Below are 20817 nucleotides of genomic sequence, written 5' to 3'. Positions count from 1 at the left end.
TGTGTTGAACAGCCGTTTTTATGAAAACTCAGATTTTACATATTAGATAAAATCGAATCTTTGACTTGGCTCATTGTTGCATCAATTGACAACATGACTGCATCGGCACATTGCTTGATTGCTGTGTCTGGATCTTTCAAGCCATTACCTGTTACGGTACAAACAATCACAGAACCTTCAGCAATTTTACCCGCTTTAATATCACGGATTGCACCGCCAATAGAAGCAGCAGATGCAGGCTCAACAAACACACCTTCATACATAGAAAGTAAACGCTGAGCTTCTAAAATTTCGCTGTCTTGAAGTTCATCAAACCAGCCTTTTGAGTCGCGTACGACTGCTTTCGCATGGTTCCAGCTTTGTGGATTACCAATACGGATTGCAGTTGCAACTGTTTCTGGGTTTTCAATTGGAGCACCACGTAAGAATGGAGCTGCACCAGAAGCCTGATAACCTACCATTGTTGGTAAACCTTCAGGTTTTGGACCAGTAAACTGATCTGTTGCTGCGTCATAAATAACTTGTTCAAACTGATCAGCAGGTTGATTTGCTACTGCTTCAGTATAGCCCATCCAGTGAGCTGTGATGTTACCCGCGTTACCTACAGGTAAGCAGTGATAATCAGGTGCACGGCCTAAAGCCTCAACGATTTCATAAGCAATGGTTTTTTGGCCTTGCAAACGGTAAGGGTTGATTGAGTTTACAATCGTTACAGGCGCTTGATCAGCAACTTCTTTTACAAGACGCATACCATCATCGAAGTTACCACGGATTTGCATAGTGATCGCACCATACATCATCGCTTGCGCCATTTTACCCATTGCAATTTTGCCTTCTGGAATCAAAACAAATGCTTTGATACCTGCACGTGCAGCATAAGCAGCAGCAGCAGCAGAAGTGTTACCAGTAGATGCACAGATAATCGCTTTAGAGCCTTCTTCAACCGCTTTGGTTACAGCCATGGTCATACCACGGTCTTTAAATGAACCAGTTGGGTTTAAACCCTCATATTTCACATAAATTTCAACATCTTTGCCAATAATACGTGGAATATTCTCTAGTTTAATGAGTGGGGTGTTGCCTTCACCCAAAGAGATAGCACGAGTAGTTGCCGAAACTGGCAAACGGTCACGATAACGATCTACAAGACCAGTATAACGATTGGCATTAGACATGATGGTGTTCCAATTAAAGATGAAGCGGGAGAGGGAGTCTTTCCCTCAACCTGATTAACTATCGAGCGATTCTAAACGAATTCTTACGATTTCGCCATGAATTGCGGGTAAGGCTTGAATTTGTGCAAGTGCCTCATCCATCTTAGATTCAACGATTGGATCGGTCAGAATCACGATTGGAATGAGGTCTTTTAAACGAGATTGTTGCATAATGGCATCAATACTAATTCCAGCACGGCTTAAGATGGTCGTGACATCTGCAAGTACACCAGTTTGATCTTCTGCATTTATGCGGATGTAATAACCTGTGGTCATTTCTTCACGGCTTAAAATTGGCACATTTGTTAATGCTTCAAAAGCAAGTTGAGGAATCGTCCCTGCACCATCTTCGGTATAAGAGATGTCACGGACAATATCAATTACATCGGCAACAACAGCAGAAGCAGTTGGACCAGCACCAGCACCAGCGCCGTAATAGAGTGTAGGACCTACAGCATGCGCTTGAACTAAAACAGCATTTTTAACGCCATTTACATTCGCAATAAGCTGCTCATCTGGAATGAGTGTTGGGTGAACGCGTAGTTCAATACCCTTTTCAGCACGACGTGCAATTCCTAGGTGTTTAATGCGGAAACCGAGATCTTCGGCATATTTCACATCTTGTGCGGTAATTTTGCTAATACCTTCGGTATAGACTTTATCGAACTGAAGAGGAATACCAAAAGCACAAGACGCTAAAATTGTAAGCTTGTGCGCAGCATCAATACCTTCAACATCAAAAGTTGGATCTGCTTCTGCATAACCAAGTTCTTGAGCTTCTTTTAATACATCATCAAATGCACGGCCTTTCTCACGCATTTCGGTCAGAATAAAGTTGCCTGTACCATTAATGATGCCTGCCAACCATTGAATATGGTTTGCAGCAAGGCCTTCGCGGATGACTTTAATAATTGGAATACCGCCAGCAACTGCTGCTTCATAGGCAATTTGTACAGCATTATCTTCAGCTGCTTTAAATAATTCATTGCCATGTTCAGCAAGTAAAGCTTTGTTTGCGGTCACGACTTGTTTGCCGTGTTTGATCGCTTCCATGATAACTTCGTAAGCAGGGTGTATCCCGCCCATCACTTCAACAACCATATCAACATCTGGTTGACGAACGATATCAAGTAAATCTGCGCTTTGTTTAATCCCTTCCAGTTCAAGATCTGGACGAGGGCGACGTGTTCCAACGTGGGTAATTTGAATTTCTCGACCGGTGCGACGTTTAATTTCAGCGGCATTTTCTTGTAGTAGTTTAAGGGCTCCTCCACCTACGGTTCCTAGACCGAGTATTGCCAGGCGAACTGGTTTCACGTCACACTCCATATCATCATTTAATCATTTAGTTGAAGCTAGATCATAGCTAAAAAAAACGCCAGACTCTAGCGCTTTTAGTGCCTGTTCAATGAATTAGAGTGCGATGTTTGGAAAAGAAGAGTAGATCAGTCTTTAAACACCGATAGGTAAAGCATTATTTATTGAAAAAACAAAGCGCTGCAATAAGAGCAGCGCTTTTCTTAAGAGACAGATGATTAATCATTCATCAACTTTAAGTGGATTATTTATCCAGACGTTTAATTAATTCATCTGGTGTTAGATATCCACCCAAGTACTCGCCATCAGCATTGTAAATAGCAGGTGTACCATTTACGCCCATATTCAAGCCAAGTTGATATTGCTCTCGAACAGGGTTTTTACATTGAGCTTGTGGAATGTTGATACCTTGTACTGCTTGATTAAAGGCAGCTTTACGATCTGCGCTACACCATACAGCTTCCATGGTCGGCATAAATTGTTCGCCGCGTGGCCAAGCGATATAGCGTATCTCAATACCCTTTTCATTAATTTCGGGTATGTGCTCATGTAGCTTATGGCAATAAGGGCAGCTTGCATCGGTAAACACATAGATCACGTGCTTAGCCTTGCCTTTTGCAGGGTAGACAATAAGATCTTCATTTTTTAAAGCGGCAAGATGCTTTTTATTTTCTGATGCTTGAAGTGAATCACCAATATTATGAAGCTCTTTGCCTCCTAATCGGATTACATCACCCTGAATTAAATATTTACCATCACTTGTTGTATAAACTGATGTCATCCCTTCAAGATTCACCCAATATAAATTTGGAACTTCAGTCGGTTTGATATCTAAAATTTTGGCGCTGATATTTGCATTCTTAAATTGTTTTTGCAAAGTTTCGATCAAACGCTGCTTGGCATTACGCTCGATAATGGTTGAAGCTTCCCCTGTAGCAGGTGCAGTCGCTGTGAGCGCATCTTCTTTTTGTGGTTTGTTTTCTTTAGAACAAGCACTGAACAAAAGGCTAGATGCCAAAGTACAGGCAAGAAAAATTTGAGAACGGGTAAAAGACATAGATAACCCTTATTTCATCAGTATTTATAGTCAGAAGCTGCTAAGCATACCAAAAAATCTAACGTGTATTGTTAAAACTTTCTTAACCTTTGTGAACGAAATCAAGTGATTGATATGAAATACTTGAGTGGGGTCTGAAACCTTTATCATCCTCTAGGGTGATGTTTTTCATGTAATTGTTGCATTCTGATTTGTGCAACATGCGTATAGATTTGTGTTGTAGATAAATCGCTATGACCCAGTAACATTTGCACGACGCGTAAGTCTGCGCCGTGATTGAGCAGATGCGTTGCAAAAGCATGACGTAAGGTATGAGGTGAGAGTTCAGCTTGAATATTGGCTTGAAGCGCATAGCGTTTAATGGCATACCAAAAGTTTTGTCGACTCATGATCCCGCCATGTTGGGTTAAAAAGAGATAGTCAGTCGAGCTTTTATAGAGTTGAGGCCGTGCAATATTTAAATAACGTTCTACCCACTCACAGGCGAATTGTCCTAGCGGGACCAAGCGTTCTTTATTGGCTTTACCTGTAACCCTTAAATAGCCTTGTTTTAAATTAATGAGTTCCATACGCAAGTTAAGTAGTTCTGAAACACGCAAACCACATGCATAAAGCACTTCAAACATTGCTCGGTCACGTAAGCCAAGTGCAGTATTGATATCTGGTGCTTGAATTAGTGATTCGACATCTTCTTCAGATAGATCTTTGGGTAATGCCCGCCCAATTTTAGGAGAGTGGTGGGTCGCAACCGGATTATCACTCCGTAATTTCTGTTCACGTAAAAATTTGTAAAACTGACGTAGGGCAGATAAACACCGTGCAATCGAGCGGGGACTTTTTCCTGTTTTGGTCAGTTCAATAAGAACATCGGCAATATCATCACTTGACCATTGTGGAAGCGCATTTTTTTTATGGAGTTCACTGCATTGAATGAGGTCAGATAAATAAGCATTACGTGTATGTGGGCTCACTGTCTGGGCAACGAGATAGTCGCGAAAACCTTGTAAAAAGCTTAAATGTTCTGGAATTTGAACTGGGCTTGGAATACGCGGTTTTTTATTTAACATACACTACATCCTCTAAACCTCTGTACTGTAAAAGAAACTTTAAGGTTTGTCGATTAAACTCAATAGGAAGTGAAATTTAACCTTATTTGGTAATTATTCTCATTTATATGTATACTATTAAAAAAGGTTTAGGATCGGATGCGGTGCGTTTATCAGCTTTAAAAGTGAAGCAAGCGGCGACCATCAGCAAAGTGAATCGGATATCAGTAGAGTCCGAGCAGCAAGATTTGGTCGCAATTCGTTTGGAAAGTCTGGGCTTTGTGCCAGGCACACGAGTGGAAGTGATTACCAAGGGTATTTTTGGTGGTGATCCGATCTTGATCCAAATTGGCTTTACTCGTTTCGCTTTGCGTAAAGCAGAAGCGGACAAAATCGAAATTCAAGTAGAAGAAGGAGTACCCGCATGAGTGATGCGTTACGTATTGCCCTTGTGGGAAATCCGAACTGTGGTAAAACCTCTCTTTTTAACCATTTAACTGGAACTCGACAAAAAGTCGCAAACTATGCGGGTGTAACGGTCGAGCGTAAAGTAGGTCATTTTCAGTTACCTTCAGGGCGTGCAGTGCGTGTACTCGATTTACCGGGTACATATAGTCTAAATGCAACCAGTCCTGATGAAGTCATTACCCGTGATGTTTGCTTGGGTAAGATTGCCGGAGAAGGTCAGCAAGATGCCTTTTTATGTGTGGTCGATGCGACTAACTTAAAATTGCATTTAGGACTAGTGCTCGAAATGATCGAGCTTGGTCGTCCGATTTTACTCGTACTGAATATGATGGATGAAGCGCGTCGTCGTGGCATCCAAATTAATACTCAAAAGTTATCTCAACGTTTGGGCGTAGCAGTCGTTGAAACAGTTGCTGTTCGTAATGCGGGTATTGAAAATTTATTACATGCCCTTGATCAAGAAAAATACAGTGTGCCACAGACCGAACTCAGTGGTTTGACTGGAACTCATCATCAAAAAATCGATATGATTTTTAAAGATGTTGTTCAATATGTCGATCAGGGAGATAAGCGTACTGACTTTCTAGATCGAATTTTCCTACATCCAGTTTTAGGCCTACTTAGCCTTGCTCTCATGATGTTTATTGTGTTCCAAGCAGTTTTTGCTTGGGCAGCTCCGTTCATGGATGGCATTGAAGGCTTCTTCGGCTGGTTGGGTGAAGTAGTAGGAACTGTGATTACACAGCCACTACTGCATAGTTTGGTTGTTGACGGAATTATCGCGGGGGCAGGTGGCGTAGTTGTGTTCTTGCCACAAATTTTAATCTTGTTCTTCTTCATTTTAGTATTAGAAGAATCGGGTTATTTACCGCGTGCAGCATTCTTGCTTGATAAATTAATGTTTCAAGCTGGCTTAAGTGGGCGAGCTTTTATTCCTTTACTTTCAAGCTTTGCCTGTGCAGTACCGGGAATTATGGCAACGCGTAGTATTAGTGACCCTCGTGATCGTTTTACGACCATTATGGTTGCGCCTTTAATGACCTGTTCAGCACGTTTGCCAGTATATGCTTTGCTTATTGCTGCATTTATTCCAGAAAAAATGATCTGGGGTATTTTCAACTTACAAGGTCTGGTGCTATTCGGTCTGTATATGGCTGGTATTGTGAGTGCTCTTTGCGTTTCATTTTTAATGAAGTTTTTGCAAAAAGATAAGTCACAGCATGCTTTATTGCTAGAGCTACCGAGTTATCGTTTCCCCGATTTAAAAAGTGTGGGAATCGGATTGCTAGATCGCGCAAAGATCTTCTTGAAACGTGTTGGTGGAATCATTTTTGCGCTTTCTATTTTGCTCTGGTTTTTGTGTACTTTCCCGCAGCCACCTGAAGGGGCGACATTACCTGCAATAGATTATAGTTTTGCCGGTATGCTCGGACATCTTATTCAACCTGTATTTGCTCCAATCGGTTTTAACTGGCAAATCTGTATCGCTTTAATTCCAGCAATGGCAGCGCGTGAAGTTGTAGTCGCAGCATTAGGTACAGTTTATGCCTTGTCTGCAACGAGTGACGATGCTGTAGCTCAAGGTTTGTCACATCTGATTAGTGCAGATGGCTCGGGTTGGTCTTTGGCAACAGGATTGTCGCTTTTAGTGTGGTTTATTTATGCACCACATTGTTTGGCCACATTGGCAACGGTACGACGTGAAACAGGTTCATGGAAACATGTTGCTGTCATGACTGCATATCTGTTCGGCTTGGCTTATTTGGCATCGTTTGTTACCTATCAAATTGCTTCCCACTATTGGGGTTAAGGCAAGAAAGGAGGTTGTACATGGTTCAATATCTGATTATTGCAGTTGTAGTGAGTTGGAGTGCTGTTGTTGTTTTTAAGAAAGTATTTCCAAAAACAGCAAATTCAGTCTTTTCTACACTATCTGCATTTTGTGAAAAGCAGGGTTGGACAACCTTAGCAAAATGGCTTAAGCCAAAAATGACCTTTGGCTGTGCTGGTGGTTGTGGTTGTTCAAGTGAAGATAAACCTACGAATATAGTTCAAGAAATTAAGCCGATTAAATGGCACTAAATTTAGTATTTCTTGTTTCGTCTAAAAAGCCATCATATTGATGGCTTTTTTACGCACTGACACAAAAAAAGATGAATAAAGTTCAAACTGAAAAAGCATTCAAAACAGCAAAGTGCTAACATTTTTGCCATTCTGTCGATTGATAAATTGTGGGGCAAAAATGTTAATACAACGTGGTGGATTAAAAGTTGTCGCAGGCTTGGGAATATCAGGCGTTTCTGCCGTTAATTTCCTGCATGAACAAGGCTACCAAGTTGCAGTAACGGATTCTCGTCCCACACCCCCAGGCTATGATCAGATTCCAGCAGGCGTTAAAACCAGTTTCGGTCAACTTGACCAAGAATTATTATTACAAGCAGAAGAAATTATTTTAAGCCCAGGCCTTGCACCGCAATTACCAGAAATTCAGGCAGCTATTGCTCAAGGGATTTCAGTTGTAGGCGACATTCAACTATTACGCCGTGCGACCGAAGTACCTATTGTGGCGATTACCGGTTCTAATGCGAAAAGTACAGTAACGACTTTAATTGGCTTAATGGCTAAAGATGCAGGTAAGAAAGTTGCTGTTGGTGGAAACCTTGGACGCCCAGCTCTAGATTTATTAAAAGATCAACCAGAGTTGCTTGTACTTGAGTTATCAAGTTTTCAGTTAGAAACCACGTCTCATTTAAATGCTGAGGTTGCTGTGGTTCTTAACATGAGTGAAGACCATTTAGATCGTCACGGCGATATGTGGGGTTATCACCAAGCAAAACACCGTATTTTCCAAGGCGTTAAAAAAGTCATATTTAACCGTGATGATGCTTTAAGTCGTCCTCTTGTTCCAGATACAACACCAATGCAAAGCTTTGGCCTAAATGCTCCGGACTTAAATCAATATGGCGTTTTAAGAGATGGCGATGGTACGCTTTGGCTTGCGCGCGGCCTACAGCGTTTAATTAAAAGCTCGGATTTATATATTCAAGGCATGCACAACGTAGCCAATGCTTTAGCTTGTTTGGCATTAGGTGAAGCAATTGGCTTACCGATGGAATCTATGCTTGAAACGTTAAAACAGTTTAAAGGATTGGAGCACCGCTGCGAGTTTGTCAAAACCGTACATGATGTACGTTATTACAATGACTCTAAAGGAACTAACGTTGGTGCTACACTTGCAGCAATTGATGGTTTAGGCGCTGCGATTGAGGTTAAAAAGGGTAAGGTTGCCTTGATTTTAGGTGGGCAGGGCAAAGGTCAAGATTTTGCTCCATTACGTTCTTCTATCGAAAAATATGCCAAAGTTGTGGTATTGATTGGTGAGGATGCTTCAGTCATTGAACAAGCAATTCAAGGTGCAACCAAAATTTTGCATGCAGTAACGCTTAAAGAAGCTGTAGAGCTGTGTCAACGTGAAACACAAGCTGAAGATGTGGTGTTGTTATCACCAGCCTGTGCAAGTTTTGATATGTTTAAAAGTTATAATGACCGTGGTCAGCAGTTTGTTGCCTGCGTCAATTCGTTGATTTAAAGAAAACATGATTAGGAATGTTGTATGGCAGGCTTAGCTCAGACCACAATCCAGAAAATCAATCATTGGTATGAACGGATATTGCCTAAATGGCCAGCGGAAGTGACGCCACGTAATGTCCTGATTTTCTGTGTCGTTGCATTGTTGTGTATCGGTTCAGTGATGGTCGCATCCGCTTCGATGCCCTATGCTGAATATATGCATGAAAACCCGTTTCACTATGTGATTCGTCATGGTATTTCGATTGTCGCTGCGGCTGTGGTGGCTTATTTGACCTATCGGATATCACTCAATACGTGGTTTAAAAATACTTTCCCGTTGTGGTTGTTGACCATGGTTCTGTTGCTTGCTGCTTTGGTGGTGGGTTCAGAAGTCAACGGTTCTACACGCTGGATTAAGATCGGTGGCTTTACTTTACAGCCAACAGAGGTTGCCAAAGTCATGATGGCGATCTTTACCGCAGACTACGTTGTTCGCCGTGCCAAAGAGGTTCGTACCCACTGGAAAGGCTTATTACGTTTAAGTGGGGTCATGGCAATTACGGTTGGTTTAATTATTGCTGAGCCTGACTTGGGTGCTACGATCGTAATTGTGCTGATGATGGTCGGAGTATTCTTTTTAGCTGGTGCGCCGCCAACACAGTTCTTAATCATGCTTGGCGCGATTGTAACCGGTATTGTGTTTTTGATTTTGTTTGAACCCTACCGTTTCCAACGTTTGATTTCGTTTACCGACCCATGGGCAGATCCTTTAGGGGTGGGGTATCAGTTATCAAATGCTTTAATGGCCTTTGGCCGTGGTGAGTGGTTTGGTACAGGCTTAGGGCACAGTGTACAAAAACTATCTTATTTGCCAGAAGCACATACTGACTTCATGTTGGCTGTTTTAGGTGAGGAGTTTGGTTTTGTAGGTATTTCTATTGTCATTATATTATCTTTCTCGATGCTAGCATGTTGTATCAAAATTGGTCATCGTGCATTGAAACATCATTACCTTCGCGCAGGTTATTTGGCTTACGGCATTAGTATTATTTTCTTGCTCCAGATTTTAGTAAATGCGGGCATGAATATGGGTTTGATGCCGACTAAAGGCTTGACTCTGCCATTTATTAGTTATGGTGGTACATCTTTAATGATGTGTGCTGCGATGATTAGCTTGATCTTAAAGATTGATGCTTCAACACAAGAAGTAAACCCTGAAAGGGAAGAATCAAACTTCTAGTTGAGTATTTTGGCATTAGAAAACCCGATTTGATATCGGGTTTTTTTATTTTTATAGATAGGTTCCGTTCAGCTGCTCTACATGTGGAATTAAATCTACATTCCACTGCGTTACTGCCTGTTTGAGCATAACTTTAGGCTGGTCTAAATCAACGTTAGGTTGACCTAGTGCTTGTATTGCTTGTTGCAGCAATTGAGGAGCTTTTGACAAATCGAGTGCTTGAGCAAGGTTTTGCTTAGAAAGCTTTTGTCCTTGATCATTCATGGCGAGGGGAAGGTGCATATAGCTCAGTTTAGGGTAACCTAAGAGCTCACCAAGCCAGATCTGACGTTCAGTGTTATCTAATAGGTCTGCGCCTCGAACGACATGGGTGATGCCTTGCAAATAATCATCAACGACTACGGCAAGTTGATAGTTAATAATCCCGTCACGGCGTTTAAGAACAAAGTCTCCAAGGTCATGTTGCAGATTAGAACAATGAAGTCCTTGTAGTCGGTCATTAAAACAGATTTGTTGATCTTGAACTTTTACCCGAATGGCTTGGTCTTGGAAATCAAGATTTAGATTGCGACAAGTCCCTGCATAGATTGCATTTGAGCCCAGCATTTTGCGCGTACATTGACAAGCATAGATAAGACCCTCTTTTTTAAGTTGGTCTAATACACTTTCATAAATGTCTAAACGGTTTTTTTGAAAGATGATTTCTGCATCGGGTTCAAACTGGAAGGCTTCTAGTGATGTGAGAATATGATCTTCACTGCCCGGATAAATACGAGGGATATCTGTGTCTTCGACACGAACGAGCCATGTGCCATGATGGGCCTTTGCATCACAATAACTGGCAACGGCAGTAATGAGTGATCCAAAATGCAAAGGGCCGGTTGGCGATGGCGCAAACCGGCCTGAGTAGCGAATCAGCGAAACATCGTTTCGCTGTTGCGCAAGAGTCGAGCTGTGCTCGACTGGAGGATTCTCAACAGTCACAATTAACCGTTATTTTGCTTCTCTTTGATTTCTGCCAAAGTTTTACAATCAATACATAAAGTTGCCGTTGGACGTGCTTCTAAACGACGTAAGCCGATTTCGATACCACACGTTTCACAGAAACCATAGTCTTCATTTTTAATTGCTTCCATAGATTGTTCGATTTTACGAATTAACTTACGTTCACGGTCACGTGTACGCAATTCAATTGCAAACTCTTCTTCTTGGGTGGCACGGTCATTCACATCGGGCAATGCAGTCGATTCGTCTTGCATCGTATTCAACGTACGATCAACTTCAGACATCAATTCAGCTTTCCATGCTTGCAGAATTTGTCGGAAATGCTCGAGCTGTCCTTCAGACATGTACTCTTCATTTTTCTTAGGTTGATAAGGTGCAATACCAAATAAACTTGCAGTTGTGCCTATGTCAGAAGTTTTAGGTTTCACTTTACGTGCACGTTTCACAGCAGAAGCTTTTTCACCTTCTACTACAACTTCTGTATGTTCATCCAAAACTTGGTTGTGGTTGTCATTCGCCATAATAGGGCATTCCTCATCATACACGTATTATCTATACGCAAAAAATATGGTGATATGCAAGTGTTTTTATAGAAAACCATCGATGGATTTTACCATCGGGTCGTCATCATATAGATTTTTCCTGCAAGATGATAGTCATTCCGACCCGTAAATATTTTCAAAACATGTTTAGCCTAGTCATAATTGCATATAAGCATATAAAAAATAGAGCTAATAGCCTGAAATATCAGTATTTATAAGGCCCTGAAAATTTTCAAGACGGAAGACTTCTGTTTCAAAACTACCATCGTTTTTTAGACGAATGTAACGGTAGCCGGGAGCATTTTGGTCTAGGGCAAACTCATTACTAAACGGTTTGAACTGAACGCTTGTTGAGGGGGTCGAGAAAAATTCGATCCCTTGCCAAGTGTTTAGTGAGTCTTGGTGAACATGCCCGCAGACTAAAGCTTTTACATTTTTAAATGGAGCTAATGTTGTAAGCAACGCATTAGAATTTTGTAACTTGTGATGATCAATCCATTTAGATTTCATTGCGAAAGGATGATGATGACAAGCCAGCAAAATAGGGTTATCCGAAAACTCTTCGAGTAATGTCGCTAAATTTTGTAGTTGTTCTGGCGACAGGTGACCATCAATCTGACCTTTTACCGCACTATTTAATAAAATAACACGCCAGTTTCCTAAGCAAATGACCACAGGTTCCTGATGGTTTTCTTTATGCAATGGAAAATGGTCAACGTTATCATGATTACCCAGTGTCTGAAAAAATGGCAGCCCTAACGTTTGCATATATTGAATATAACGTTTGTAGGTAATAGGCGTTGGTGCTTGAGCGAGATCTCCAGTATGGATAATGGCATCAGTTTCTGGATGCTTTTTCAGGATCTGCTGAATAATGGCATGAAAACTTTCTTCAGGGTTCATCCCCACAAATTCTAAATGTGGATACTCCAATAAGTGGGTATCGGTAATTTGTATAATGACATGGTCTTTTTGTGAAAGTGTTGAGACTTGAAAAGTCACCGTCCTACCTCGTCGGATTTTATTATCGTTGTGATGTGTTGAGATAGCCATTGTAACGCCATAATGACAGGGGCATTTCTCAAACGTCCTTGACTTAATAATGTTGATATTTCGCTGTAGTCAAACAGGTGTAAAAGAATATTTTCACCTTCATCAGGCATGCCAAAAACTCCGCCTTCTGATGGTAAATCTGTTTCGGCAACATATAAATGAAATATTTCTGAGCATGCCCCTGCAGACGGATAAAAGCTGAATAGATGTTGTACATGATTAATGGTACATCCTGACTCTTCAAGCGTTTCACGGCGAATACAGCTTTCAGGAGTCTCATCTCCATCTAATACACCTGCAATGATTTCCAATTGCCATGGTGAATAGGCGTCATTAATTGCGCCAACCCGAAATTGTTCAATCAGTGCAAATTGTTGTCTTTGATCGTTGTAGAGTAGAACGCCAGCTGCTTCAGGACGATGAACAAGTTCACGCTGCAATACGTGGGTATATTCAGGCTGATTAAATAGACGATGTCGAAGGCTGACTTTTTCAACTTGAATAAAACCACGGAATAGAGATTCGCGTGATGTTACTTCGACATCTTTAGATGTATAACTTGGACGTTCAACAATACTCATGATTCGATCAGGACGAAATCTATTTATTTCATCCTAACCGAGAATCATGGCTAGGCAAGTGTTTTTTTTGAATATTTACACTTTATGATACAGTTTTTGACCTTGTTCTTGATAAACCTCTTTCATGGCTTTGAGGCCTTCTTCAACCTCTGAATTACTATTAGTGAGGTTGTTGGCATAGTCACGAACATTCTGGGTGATTTTCATTGAACAGAACTTTGGTCCGCACATTGAGCAAAAGTGTGCAGATTTGTGAGCCTCTTTCGGTAAGGTTTCATCATGCATGCTACGAGCTGTGTCAGGATCTAGACTTAAGTTGAACTGATCGTCCCAACGGAATTCAAAACGTGCTTTTGACAAGGCATTATCGCGAACCTGTGCACCCGGATGTCCTTTAGCAAGATCGGCCGCGTGAGCCGCAAGCTTATAGGTAATAATCCCGTCTTTAACATCTTTCTTATTTGGTAGACCCAAATGCTCTTTTGGTGTGACATAGCAAAGCATAGCCGTGCCGTACCAACCAATCATGGCAGCGCCAATTGCAGAGGTAATGTGGTCGTAACCTGGAGCGATATCCGTTGTTAAAGGCCCAAGCGTATAGAATGGCGCTTCTTTACAAACTTCTAGCTGCAAGTCCATGTTTTCTTTAATCATGTGCATTGGCACGTGACCAGGGCCTTCAATCATGACTTGAACATCATGTTCCCATGCACGATGAGTGAGTTCACCGAGTGTTTTAAGTTCACTGAACTGTGCTTCGTCATTCGCATCTTGAATACAACCCGGACGTAAGCCATCGCCTAAGCTAAACGAAACATCGTAGGCTTTCATGATTTCACAGATTTCATCGAAATGAGTGTATAGGAAGTTTTCTTCATGATGAGCTAGACACCACTGCGCCATGATTGAACCACCACGAGACACAATACCAGTCAAACGGTTTGCTGTGAGTGGCACATAGCGAAGCAATACACCTGCGTGAATCGTGAAGTAGTCAACGCCTTGTTCAGCTTGTTCGATGAGCGTGTCTTTAAAGATTTCCCAAGTCAGGTCCTCTGCAACACCATCCACTTTTTCTAGTGCTTGATAAATTGGTACGGTGCCGATTGGAACAGGTGAGTTACGAATAATCCATTCACGTGTTTCATGAATATTTTTACCCGTCGACAAATCCATAATGGTGTCAGCGCCCCAACGGGTTGCCCATGTCATTTTCGCAACTTCTTCGTCAATTGAAGAACCAAGCGCTGAGTTACCAATGTTGGCATTAATTTTAACCAAGAAGTTACGGCCAATAATCATTGGTTCAAGTTCTGGATGGTTAATGTTTGCAGGAATAATTGCGCGACCTTCAGCAACCTCTTGGCGAACGAATTCAGGTGTGATTTCTTTTAAATTTTTTGCACCAAAATTTTGTCCCGGATGCTGGCGCGTATCCACACCTTCACGCTGGCGCTGATTTTCGCGAATTGCAATATATTCCATTTCAGGTGTGATAATACCTTGCTTGGCATAGTGCATTTGAGAGACATTTTTGCCAGCTTTGGCACGGCGTGGGTTTTGAATGTGGGCAAATCGAATGTCTGCGGTACGGATATCTTTTAAACGTTCTTGACCAAACGTTGAAGTTAAACCAGAAAGTACGTCAGTATCGTTACGTTCTTCAATCCAGTTTTGGCGAACTGAAGGTAAACCTTTGTCTAAATCAATTTGAACATTTGGGTCGGTATAAACACCTGAAGTGTCATAGACCATAATAGGGGGATTATGTTCGCCACCAAGACCAGTAGGGGTATCGGTGAGAGAAATTTCCCGCATTGGAACCTGAATGTCAGGGCGAGAGCCTTCAATATAAACTTTTTTTGAAGCGGGTAAGATGCGAGTTAAATCTTTTGCATCTTGTTCATGTTGCGCTGAAATTTCAACAGAAGAAAGATTCGTTAACTGGTTCATTACATGATCCTTATGAATAACATCAACGAATCAAGCACGACCAAAAACGATGGCGGATTTATCTTTACTAGATAAATTTGAGGCTTTAGTTTTTAGATGGCTTGATTCCTACGCAGGTCTTAACCTGATCAGGTTCAACGGTACTTGTGATCAAACTTGTGTTTTGAAAACACAGAATCTACACAATCTCAGCGAGTTATTACTCGCGCTCCGTCAAGCGAATTACAGACTAACATGATTTAGGTTGGCTGGCATTGTCAATTTGTATCTATACAAACGGCATCTATATGGCAGTCGCGATAGACTTCCGTGTTCCATGGGGAGTCTAATTTTAATAACTGCTCAAGTTGTTCATGTATAATCTGATAATTTGATTTTTTATCGCCATTCTTGTCAGTTGAATCTATTTTAAATTGTGCTTTGCGTTCCTCTACAGGCGTGGCAATAAATTTAAGAAATTGCTGGGCAGGTTTCGCTAAACTCGACTGGTTTTGTGTAGATAGAAAACGGATTTGTTGAAGCGCATCTTTATCAATCCATGTGTTTGGAGCATATTCATCTGACACAGGGGTGTTATCTAAGCCAAAGAAAATAAAATAGCGATATTCGTTAAAGAGTAGTTTTGCATCACCAATAAAATAACTCTTAGGATATTTTTGAATAAATTTTTCCCAAAAAAGTACTCGTTCAGTAAGTTCTTTCCACGAAACAGCCAAAGCACCATCGTTATAGAAAATATCCTGATTGTCTTTGGCCATACGAGTTAGGAAATCTTTTTGGTCAGTAGGTAAGGCTTTAGAAAAAACATCGACTAGATAGTTTGGCTGACGTCGATAGGTAAACATGCCTTCGCCTTGATAGAGTAGTTCAATATAGGCTTCACCATTATGTTGAAGTAAGTATTGATCACGTGGACTAAGTTGATCGAATAATTTTTTCTGGCTTTGTATGACTTTTTTAGGGTCTCGTTGTTTTTGTTCTAAAACAGTATAGCCAAAAGCTTCAAACGCTCTGGCTGTTTTGTCAGTGTAGTCTTGCTTAAGAAAACGTTGATACATAGCAGTTGATGCATTAATAAGCTTAAGCTGTTCATCATTCTTTAAAGATGGAACACACGTTTTGAGTTTCTCATTAATTTGATTTAAGTCTTCTATTTTGCTGGTTTGATTGATTTTCTGCATCGCGGCATTGATCTGTATGCAGCTGTTATCTGGTTTGCTTGCAGGCTTCTGTTCAGCTGATTTCTGCTCTTTAGAAACAGCTTGATCTTGCTGCGATGTCTTATTGCAGCCAGCTAAAAGTAGTGCGCTGCACATACTCATCATTAGAAATTTTTTCATCATTGTATTTTTATCGAAGTAAACATTGATCAAATTATAACTCTGAAAAAGATTGCATCATTGTTAGAAATCTTTATTATTAGGTAGATCGGTCTACTTAAAAGTAAAACTATGAATGATAAATCTGCAAGACAGAAAATTCTCGATGCCGCTGCAACTTTGTTTTATAACGATGGCATTACTGCAACTGGAATTAACTCGGTTACGGCAAAAGCAGATGTTGCTAAGATGTCGCTTTATAATAATTTTTCTTCAAAAGGAGAGCTTGTTGATGCCTACATTGCTGCGCGGCATCAAGAATGGCTTGATCTTTATCAAAAACGTTTAGAGACAACAAAATCAGCTACAGAAGCTATTTTAGCCATATTTGATGCTTATCAAGACCATGCAGAGTTTGCCTATGAAAAGGGCTTCCGAGGGTGTGGATTATTAAATGCTGCGGCAGAGTTTCCAGCAAATAGTGCAGGTCGAAATGCAGTAAGGCAGCATAAAGAAGAAGTCGAAGCCATTGTTGCCGAGCATTTAAAAAAATTAATACCAGACTCGCAGCGTGTTAACTATGTCGCTACACAGCTTTCCTTTCTTTTAGAAGGATCTATGGCAAGAGCTGGGTTGGAAGGCAATAGTCGTCAACTCCTATTAGCAAAGCAAATGGCGGACGATCTTCTAAAGAGAGAATGTCAACATGATTAGCCTCATTAAAAATAGTAGTTATGGCGGCACAATTGCGATTTTAGTTGCCTCTGTTTTATGGGGAACAACAGGTACGGCGGCCGCATTTGCACCAACACTTGGTCCACTAGCAATTGGTGCTGTGGCTATGGGTGGCGGTGGGCTTTTACAAGCCTTGGTTGCATCACGGGCGATACGGGAAAACCGACAATTTATAAGGAGAAATCTTTCAATACTGCTTTTAGGTATTGTGGCCGTTGGTATTTATCCTTTGGCTTTTTATTCTTCAATGCATTATGCAGGGATTACGATCGGCACCGTGGTTTCTATTGGTTCAGCGCCACTGATCGCAGCAATTTTAGAACGATTCTTTGATCGGAAGTCTTTATCGAAAATTTGGTTTGTAAGCTTCATTTGTGGGGTGGTTGGTGTAAGTTTATTGTCCGTAGGCGGAAACCATGCGGTACAAGAGAGTACAAATGAGTGGAATAAAATATTTGGTATTTTTCTTGGGCTCGTCGCGGCTACAACCTATTCACTTTATTCATGGGCTGCGAAAAGATTAATAGACCGAGGTGTCGCAGCTAAAGCCGCAATGGGCATGATTATGGGCGGTGGGGCAGTGATTTTGCTTCCAACTTTATTGGTTACAGGGGGAGGGTTATTGCACAGCTCAACCAATTTACTTGTTGCTGGTTATATGATGCTGATTCCTATGTTTTTGGGTTATTTACTTTTCGGTTTTGGTCTAAAAACAGTAAATGCTAGCAAAGCGACGACCTTAACTTTATTTGAACCTTTAGTCGCTGCGATTTTTGCCATTGTGTTGGTGGGCGAGCATATTTCATGGGTGGGTTGGATAGGCATGTTTTTGATTTTTACTTGTATTTTAATATTGTCAAAAACCGAAAGCGCTTAAAAAACTAAAACTTTTAATGGCTTGAGTTTGAGTCGAATTTTTCTTAGTCTTAAAGGCAAGTTTTATCGTTGATTTGAACAATGAAAATAAAATTAATGGTCACTATGGGCCTTTGGAGTTTTGCATCTTCAGGTTTTGCTCTAGATTTGGTTGAAACCTATGAGCGCGCAAAACAAAATGACCCAACGTGGCAAGCCAATCAACAACAATTTGAAGCAGATCAACTTAATTTAGGCTTGGCAACAGGAGCCTTATTACCAACGGTCACATTGTCTGGAAATATTACCCGTAATCGACAAACTGTAAAACGTTCAAACTTTCCGGGGGTTGACCAAGAAGGGCTATCAGATGCTTTGGTGAGTAATACCTCAACGACTCGTCAAGCGACGTTAACAGCACGCCAGCCGCTATTTCGAATGGATGCTTGGGAAGGTTATAAGCAGGTTAAAACTTCGGTTGCTTTAAGTGAAATCACTTTAAGACTGCAAAAACAAGATCATGTTTTAAATGTAGCAGAAGCCTATTTTAATGTGCTGCGTCAGCAGGCATTGGGGGTTGCATATTTACAAGAAGAGAAGGCTTTGCTTGAGCAACTCAATATGATGAATGCCAAACTCAAAGAGGGTTTAGTGGCACGTAGTGATGTAAGTGAAGCAAATGCTCAATATCAAAATGCCAGAGCCAATCGTATTTCAACCAATGTTCAATTACTTTTAGCCCAAGAACAGCTTTCTGAATATATTGGTTCTTATCAAGATAAACTTGCTGTACTGCGAAGTGATTTCACTTTTCAAAAACCTTATCCAGCCCAGATTAATGATTGGCTTTCTTTGGCGCAGCAAAAAAACTTAAAGATCCAGCAAGCCCGATTACAGCAAAAATATAGTGAAGATCAGCGCCGTGTAGAAAAGGCCGCGCTTTATCCTCAAATTGATGCTGTTGCAAGCTACGGATATACCAAACAGACCCCAGAGACACTCATTTCGACTGATGGAAAATTTGATCAGGTGGGTGTGGAAATGAACTGGAATTTATTTAATGGTGGGCGCACCAGAACATCAATTAAAAAAGCGACCGTAGAAGCCAGTAAAGCTCAGGCTCAACTTGATGCGGCCATTCGCCGTGCCAATGTCGATGTGAAAAGTGCCTTTATGCAGGTCGATACCGATCAAGCAAAACTCGAAGCAAGAAAAGCTGCAATGGATTCGTCTTCTTTAGTTTCCCAAGCTTCAAAAGCGAGTTATAACGAAGGCTTGAAAAGTATGGTTGATGTTTTATTAGCACAGCGTAATGCTTTTTCGGCAAAACAGGATTATCTTAATGCTCAATATGATTATTTATTGAATGTACTTCGTTTAAAAGCTGCGGTAGGCCAGTTAGGTGAAAAAGATCTGGTCGAGCTAAATAACTGGTTAACTTATCAGTAATAAAATGCTTTTATCTGAATTTTAATTTTGTCATAAAAACTTAATGATTGCTGTGTTCTAATGCTCAATCATTTTATTCCTGCGCCATCATGTTGGAGGCTTCCCTTGAGTCCAAGTAATCCGGTGTTAAGCCATCATATTTCTTCTCAATTTAATGAAGATTTGCAAGATGTAAACACAAAGTTTATGACCATGGGTGGCTTGGTCGAACAACAGGTCGCAAATGCAATTCATGCTTTGCTTGATACAGATGCAAATTTAGCAATTGACGTTCAGTTTAAAGATAACGCAGTTAATCAATATGAACGTGATATTGATGAAGGCCTTACGTTAATTTTGGCACGTCGTCATCCCGCAGCGATTGACCTACGTATGGTTATTGCAATGAGCAAAGCTAATACAGACCTCGAACGTATTGGTGATGAAGCTGCAAAAATTGCACGTATTGCACAAAACCTTTGTGAAGAGGGCGGCTCCCCACGTGGCTATATGGAAACCCGTCATATTGGTAACCAAGTTCGTGTCATGATTCATGACGCACTTGATGCTTTTGCGCGTTTAGATGCTGATCAGGCTTTACGTGTGCTTTTAGCCGATGCAGATATTGACCGTGAGTATCAATCAGCAACGCGTACATTAATGACGTATATGATTGAAGACCCGCGCCATATTGCTCGTGTGATTAATGTGATGTGGGTTTTGCGTTCTTTAGAGCGTATTGGTGACCATGCCCGTAACATTGCTGAGCAGGTGATTTACATGGCAAAAGGCTTTGATGCTCGCCATACTAAAATTGAAGAAATTGAAGCCAAAGTCCACGAAAAGTAAGACTTGAGCTGAAATATTTAAAAGCCTTGTTTCAAACAAGGCTTTTTTATTTATGAAGATAATAGATAAAAAAATGTCCCGGACTTTGGGGGGAAGTTCAGGACAGAAAATCAAGTACATTAAGAGAAAACACGACAGGGATCGTGGCCTTCTTACTATAAATTGATATTAAGTTCTTCACTTTTTTATGTCATGTAGAGTCCTGTTCGCTCTATGTAAGGCTTTTTATGCTTGTGTAAGTTTCACGTAAAAAAAGGCGGGTCTATGTATATAGATCCGCCTTTTTAATGGTGAGTAAGCTAAACAAACCGATTATTCTGGTTTCCAGCCTTCAGCTTTTTCTACGCTCTCATCATTGTTGAAGAATTTTTCACGTTGTTCTTCAAGAAATTTCTTCGCATCTGGTTCAAACACATTTAAGCGCTTTTCATTAATCAGCGTTGTTTGGTGTTGTAACCATTCTTGCCATGCTTGTTTAGAAACATTTTCAAAAAAATCTTGGCCTTTAGCACCAGGAAAAGGAGCGAAGTCTAGACCTTCCATTTCCTTTTGATATTTGCGGCAAAATACTTGTCGGCTCATGTT

The 20817-nt window shown here is 40.9% G+C and carries 20 protein-coding genes and 1 riboswitch; of the genes, 9 read left to right on the top strand and 11 right to left on the bottom strand.

Translation table 11 applies throughout. The features are described from left to right. Positions 1-35: 35 nt before the first annotated feature. The 4 genes from thrC to xerD form a co-directional block, all read right to left on the bottom strand. A complete protein-coding gene (thrC, locus tag MSG66_RS11180) occupies positions 36-1175 on the bottom strand; it encodes a threonine synthase (protein ID WP_202743750.1) in 1140 nt (379 codons plus the stop codon). Positions 1176-1229: 54 nt separating this feature from the next. Then, positions 1230-2531 carry a homoserine dehydrogenase gene (locus MSG66_RS11175; RefSeq protein WP_042894330.1) on the bottom strand — a complete coding sequence of 434 codons (1302 nt, stop codon included), beginning with the start codon at positions 2529-2531 and terminating at the stop codon, positions 1230-1232. Positions 2532-2775: 244 nt separating this feature from the next. Further along, positions 2776-3588: a DsbC family protein gene (locus tag MSG66_RS11170; protein WP_324654157.1), complete on the bottom strand. Its 813-nt coding sequence runs from the start codon at positions 3586-3588 to the stop codon at positions 2776-2778. Positions 3589-3734: 146 nt separating this feature from the next. Further along, entirely contained in the window at positions 3735-4655 is a 921-nt protein-coding gene (xerD, locus tag MSG66_RS11165; RefSeq protein WP_324654156.1) for a site-specific tyrosine recombinase XerD, read from the bottom strand. A 143-nt stretch (positions 4656-4798) separates the two neighbouring features. Here xerD and MSG66_RS11160 point away from each other — a divergent pair, with 143 nt between their 5' ends. From MSG66_RS11160 to ftsW, 5 genes are all read left to right on the top strand, one after another. Next, positions 4799-5062, top strand: coding sequence for a FeoA family protein (locus tag MSG66_RS11160; protein ID WP_016801736.1), 264 nt, complete (start codon positions 4799-4801; stop codon positions 5060-5062). After that, positions 5059-6912 carry a ferrous iron transporter B gene (feoB, locus tag MSG66_RS11155; RefSeq protein WP_324654155.1) on the top strand — a complete coding sequence of 618 codons (1854 nt, stop codon included), beginning with the start codon at positions 5059-5061 and terminating at the stop codon, positions 6910-6912. Before MSG66_RS11160 ends, feoB begins: the two co-directional genes overlap by 4 nt. Positions 6913-6932: 20 nt before the next feature. Then, on the top strand, positions 6933-7184 hold the full coding sequence (locus MSG66_RS11150; RefSeq protein WP_324654154.1) for a DUF6587 family protein: 252 nt from the start codon (positions 6933-6935) through the stop codon (positions 7182-7184). Between the two features lie 160 nt (positions 7185-7344). After that, complete coding sequence (gene murD, locus MSG66_RS11145) at positions 7345-8691, top strand: UDP-N-acetylmuramoyl-L-alanine--D-glutamate ligase (protein WP_324654153.1); 1347 nt, start codon at positions 7345-7347, stop codon at positions 8689-8691. Positions 8692-8715: 24 nt separating this feature from the next. Next, entirely contained in the window at positions 8716-9912 is a 1197-nt protein-coding gene (ftsW, locus tag MSG66_RS11140; protein ID WP_133975759.1) for a putative lipid II flippase FtsW, read from the top strand. A 51-nt stretch (positions 9913-9963) separates the two neighbouring features. On the opposite strand, the gene gluQRS is transcribed toward ftsW, so the two are convergent. The 6 genes from gluQRS to MSG66_RS11110 all read right to left on the bottom strand — a co-directional run bounded on the left by gluQRS (position 9964) and on the right by MSG66_RS11110 (position 16389). Further along, positions 9964-10896 carry a tRNA glutamyl-Q(34) synthetase GluQRS gene (gene gluQRS / locus MSG66_RS11135; protein ID WP_133975757.1) on the bottom strand — a complete coding sequence of 311 codons (933 nt, stop codon included), beginning with the start codon at positions 10894-10896 and terminating at the stop codon, positions 9964-9966. A gap of 2 nt (positions 10897-10898) precedes the next feature. Next, on the bottom strand, positions 10899-11438 hold the full coding sequence (gene dksA, locus MSG66_RS11130) for an RNA polymerase-binding protein DksA (RefSeq protein ID WP_042894354.1): 540 nt from the start codon (positions 11436-11438) through the stop codon (positions 10899-10901). Between the two features lie 210 nt (positions 11439-11648). Beyond that, positions 11649-12461, bottom strand: coding sequence for a 3',5'-cyclic-AMP phosphodiesterase (gene cpdA / locus MSG66_RS11125; protein ID WP_042894358.1), 813 nt, complete (start codon positions 12459-12461; stop codon positions 11649-11651). Further along, positions 12458-13093: an NUDIX domain-containing protein gene (locus MSG66_RS11120; RefSeq protein WP_324654152.1), complete on the bottom strand. Its 636-nt coding sequence runs from the start codon at positions 13091-13093 to the stop codon at positions 12458-12460. Before MSG66_RS11120 ends, cpdA begins: the two co-directional genes overlap by 4 nt. Positions 13094-13168: 75 nt before the next feature. Further along, positions 13169-15046 (bottom strand): phosphomethylpyrimidine synthase ThiC, encoded by a 1878-nt coding sequence (gene thiC, locus MSG66_RS11115; RefSeq protein ID WP_202743757.1) that lies wholly within the window; start codon positions 15044-15046, stop codon positions 13169-13171. A gap of 88 nt (positions 15047-15134) precedes the next feature. Further along, positions 15135-15269: riboswitch (TPP riboswitch) on the bottom strand. Positions 15270-15303: 34 nt separating this feature from the next. After that, entirely contained in the window at positions 15304-16389 is a 1086-nt protein-coding gene (locus MSG66_RS11110; RefSeq protein ID WP_324654151.1) for a hypothetical protein, read from the bottom strand. A 108-nt stretch (positions 16390-16497) separates the two neighbouring features. Here MSG66_RS11110 and MSG66_RS11105 point away from each other — a divergent pair, with 108 nt between their 5' ends. The 4 genes from MSG66_RS11105 (at position 16498) to phoU (ending at position 20232) form a co-directional block, all read left to right on the top strand. After that, positions 16498-17079: a TetR/AcrR family transcriptional regulator gene (locus MSG66_RS11105; RefSeq protein WP_324654150.1), complete on the top strand. Its 582-nt coding sequence runs from the start codon at positions 16498-16500 to the stop codon at positions 17077-17079. After that, positions 17072-17977 (top strand): DMT family transporter, encoded by a 906-nt coding sequence (locus MSG66_RS11100; protein ID WP_324654149.1) that lies wholly within the window; start codon positions 17072-17074, stop codon positions 17975-17977. Before MSG66_RS11105 ends, MSG66_RS11100 begins: the two co-directional genes overlap by 8 nt. A 95-nt stretch (positions 17978-18072) precedes the next feature. After that, positions 18073-19404 (top strand): TolC family outer membrane protein, encoded by a 1332-nt coding sequence (locus tag MSG66_RS11090; protein WP_324654182.1) that lies wholly within the window; start codon positions 18073-18075, stop codon positions 19402-19404. A 105-nt stretch (positions 19405-19509) separates the two neighbouring features. Further along, complete coding sequence (phoU, locus tag MSG66_RS11085; RefSeq protein ID WP_003654470.1) at positions 19510-20232, top strand: phosphate signaling complex protein PhoU; 723 nt, start codon at positions 19510-19512, stop codon at positions 20230-20232. A gap of 312 nt (positions 20233-20544) precedes the next feature. On the opposite strand, the gene MSG66_RS11080 is transcribed toward phoU, so the two are convergent. Further along, complete coding sequence (locus MSG66_RS11080; RefSeq protein ID WP_004699209.1) at positions 20545-20814, bottom strand: oxidative damage protection protein; 270 nt, start codon at positions 20812-20814, stop codon at positions 20545-20547. Positions 20815-20817 lie beyond the last annotated feature (3 nt).

The organism is Acinetobacter sp. IK31 (genome assembly GCF_035615195.1).
Taxonomy (GTDB): Bacteria; Pseudomonadota; Gammaproteobacteria; order Pseudomonadales; family Moraxellaceae; genus Acinetobacter; species Acinetobacter calcoaceticus_C.
This window is presented reverse-complemented; position numbering and strand designations above follow the sequence as displayed.

Bases quoted from the DNA above. Each gene is read 5' to 3' on its own strand.
- thrC (WP_202743750.1), bottom strand. From the start codon at position 1,175: ATGTCTAATGCCAATCGTTATACTGGTCTTGTAGATCGTTATCGTGAC.
- MSG66_RS11170 (WP_324654157.1), bottom strand. From the start codon at position 3,588: ATGTCTTTTACCCGTTCTCAAATTTTTCTTGCCTGTACTTTGGCATCT.
- xerD (WP_324654156.1), bottom strand. From the start codon at position 4,655: ATGTTAAATAAAAAACCGCGTATTCCAAGCCCAGTTCAAATTCCAGAA.
- feoB (WP_324654155.1), top strand. From the start codon at position 5,059: ATGAGTGATGCGTTACGTATTGCCCTTGTGGGAAATCCGAACTGTGGT.
- MSG66_RS11150 (WP_324654154.1), top strand. From the start codon at position 6,933: ATGGTTCAATATCTGATTATTGCAGTTGTAGTGAGTTGGAGTGCTGTT.
- murD (WP_324654153.1), top strand. From the start codon at position 7,345: ATGTTAATACAACGTGGTGGATTAAAAGTTGTCGCAGGCTTGGGAATA.
- ftsW (WP_133975759.1), top strand. From the start codon at position 8,716: ATGGCAGGCTTAGCTCAGACCACAATCCAGAAAATCAATCATTGGTAT.
- dksA (WP_042894354.1), bottom strand. From the start codon at position 11,438: ATGGCGAATGACAACCACAACCAAGTTTTGGATGAACATACAGAAGTT.
- MSG66_RS11120 (WP_324654152.1), bottom strand. From the start codon at position 13,093: ATGAGTATTGTTGAACGTCCAAGTTATACATCTAAAGATGTCGAAGTA.
- thiC (WP_202743757.1), bottom strand. From the start codon at position 15,046: ATGAACCAGTTAACGAATCTTTCTTCTGTTGAAATTTCAGCGCAACAT.
- MSG66_RS11110 (WP_324654151.1), bottom strand. From the start codon at position 16,389: ATGATGAAAAAATTTCTAATGATGAGTATGTGCAGCGCACTACTTTTA.
- MSG66_RS11105 (WP_324654150.1), top strand. From the start codon at position 16,498: ATGAATGATAAATCTGCAAGACAGAAAATTCTCGATGCCGCTGCAACT.
- MSG66_RS11100 (WP_324654149.1), top strand. From the start codon at position 17,072: ATGATTAGCCTCATTAAAAATAGTAGTTATGGCGGCACAATTGCGATT.
- MSG66_RS11090 (WP_324654182.1), top strand. From the start codon at position 18,073: ATGGTCACTATGGGCCTTTGGAGTTTTGCATCTTCAGGTTTTGCTCTA.
- MSG66_RS11080 (WP_004699209.1), bottom strand. From the start codon at position 20,814: ATGAGCCGACAAGTATTTTGCCGCAAATATCAAAAGGAAATGGAAGGT.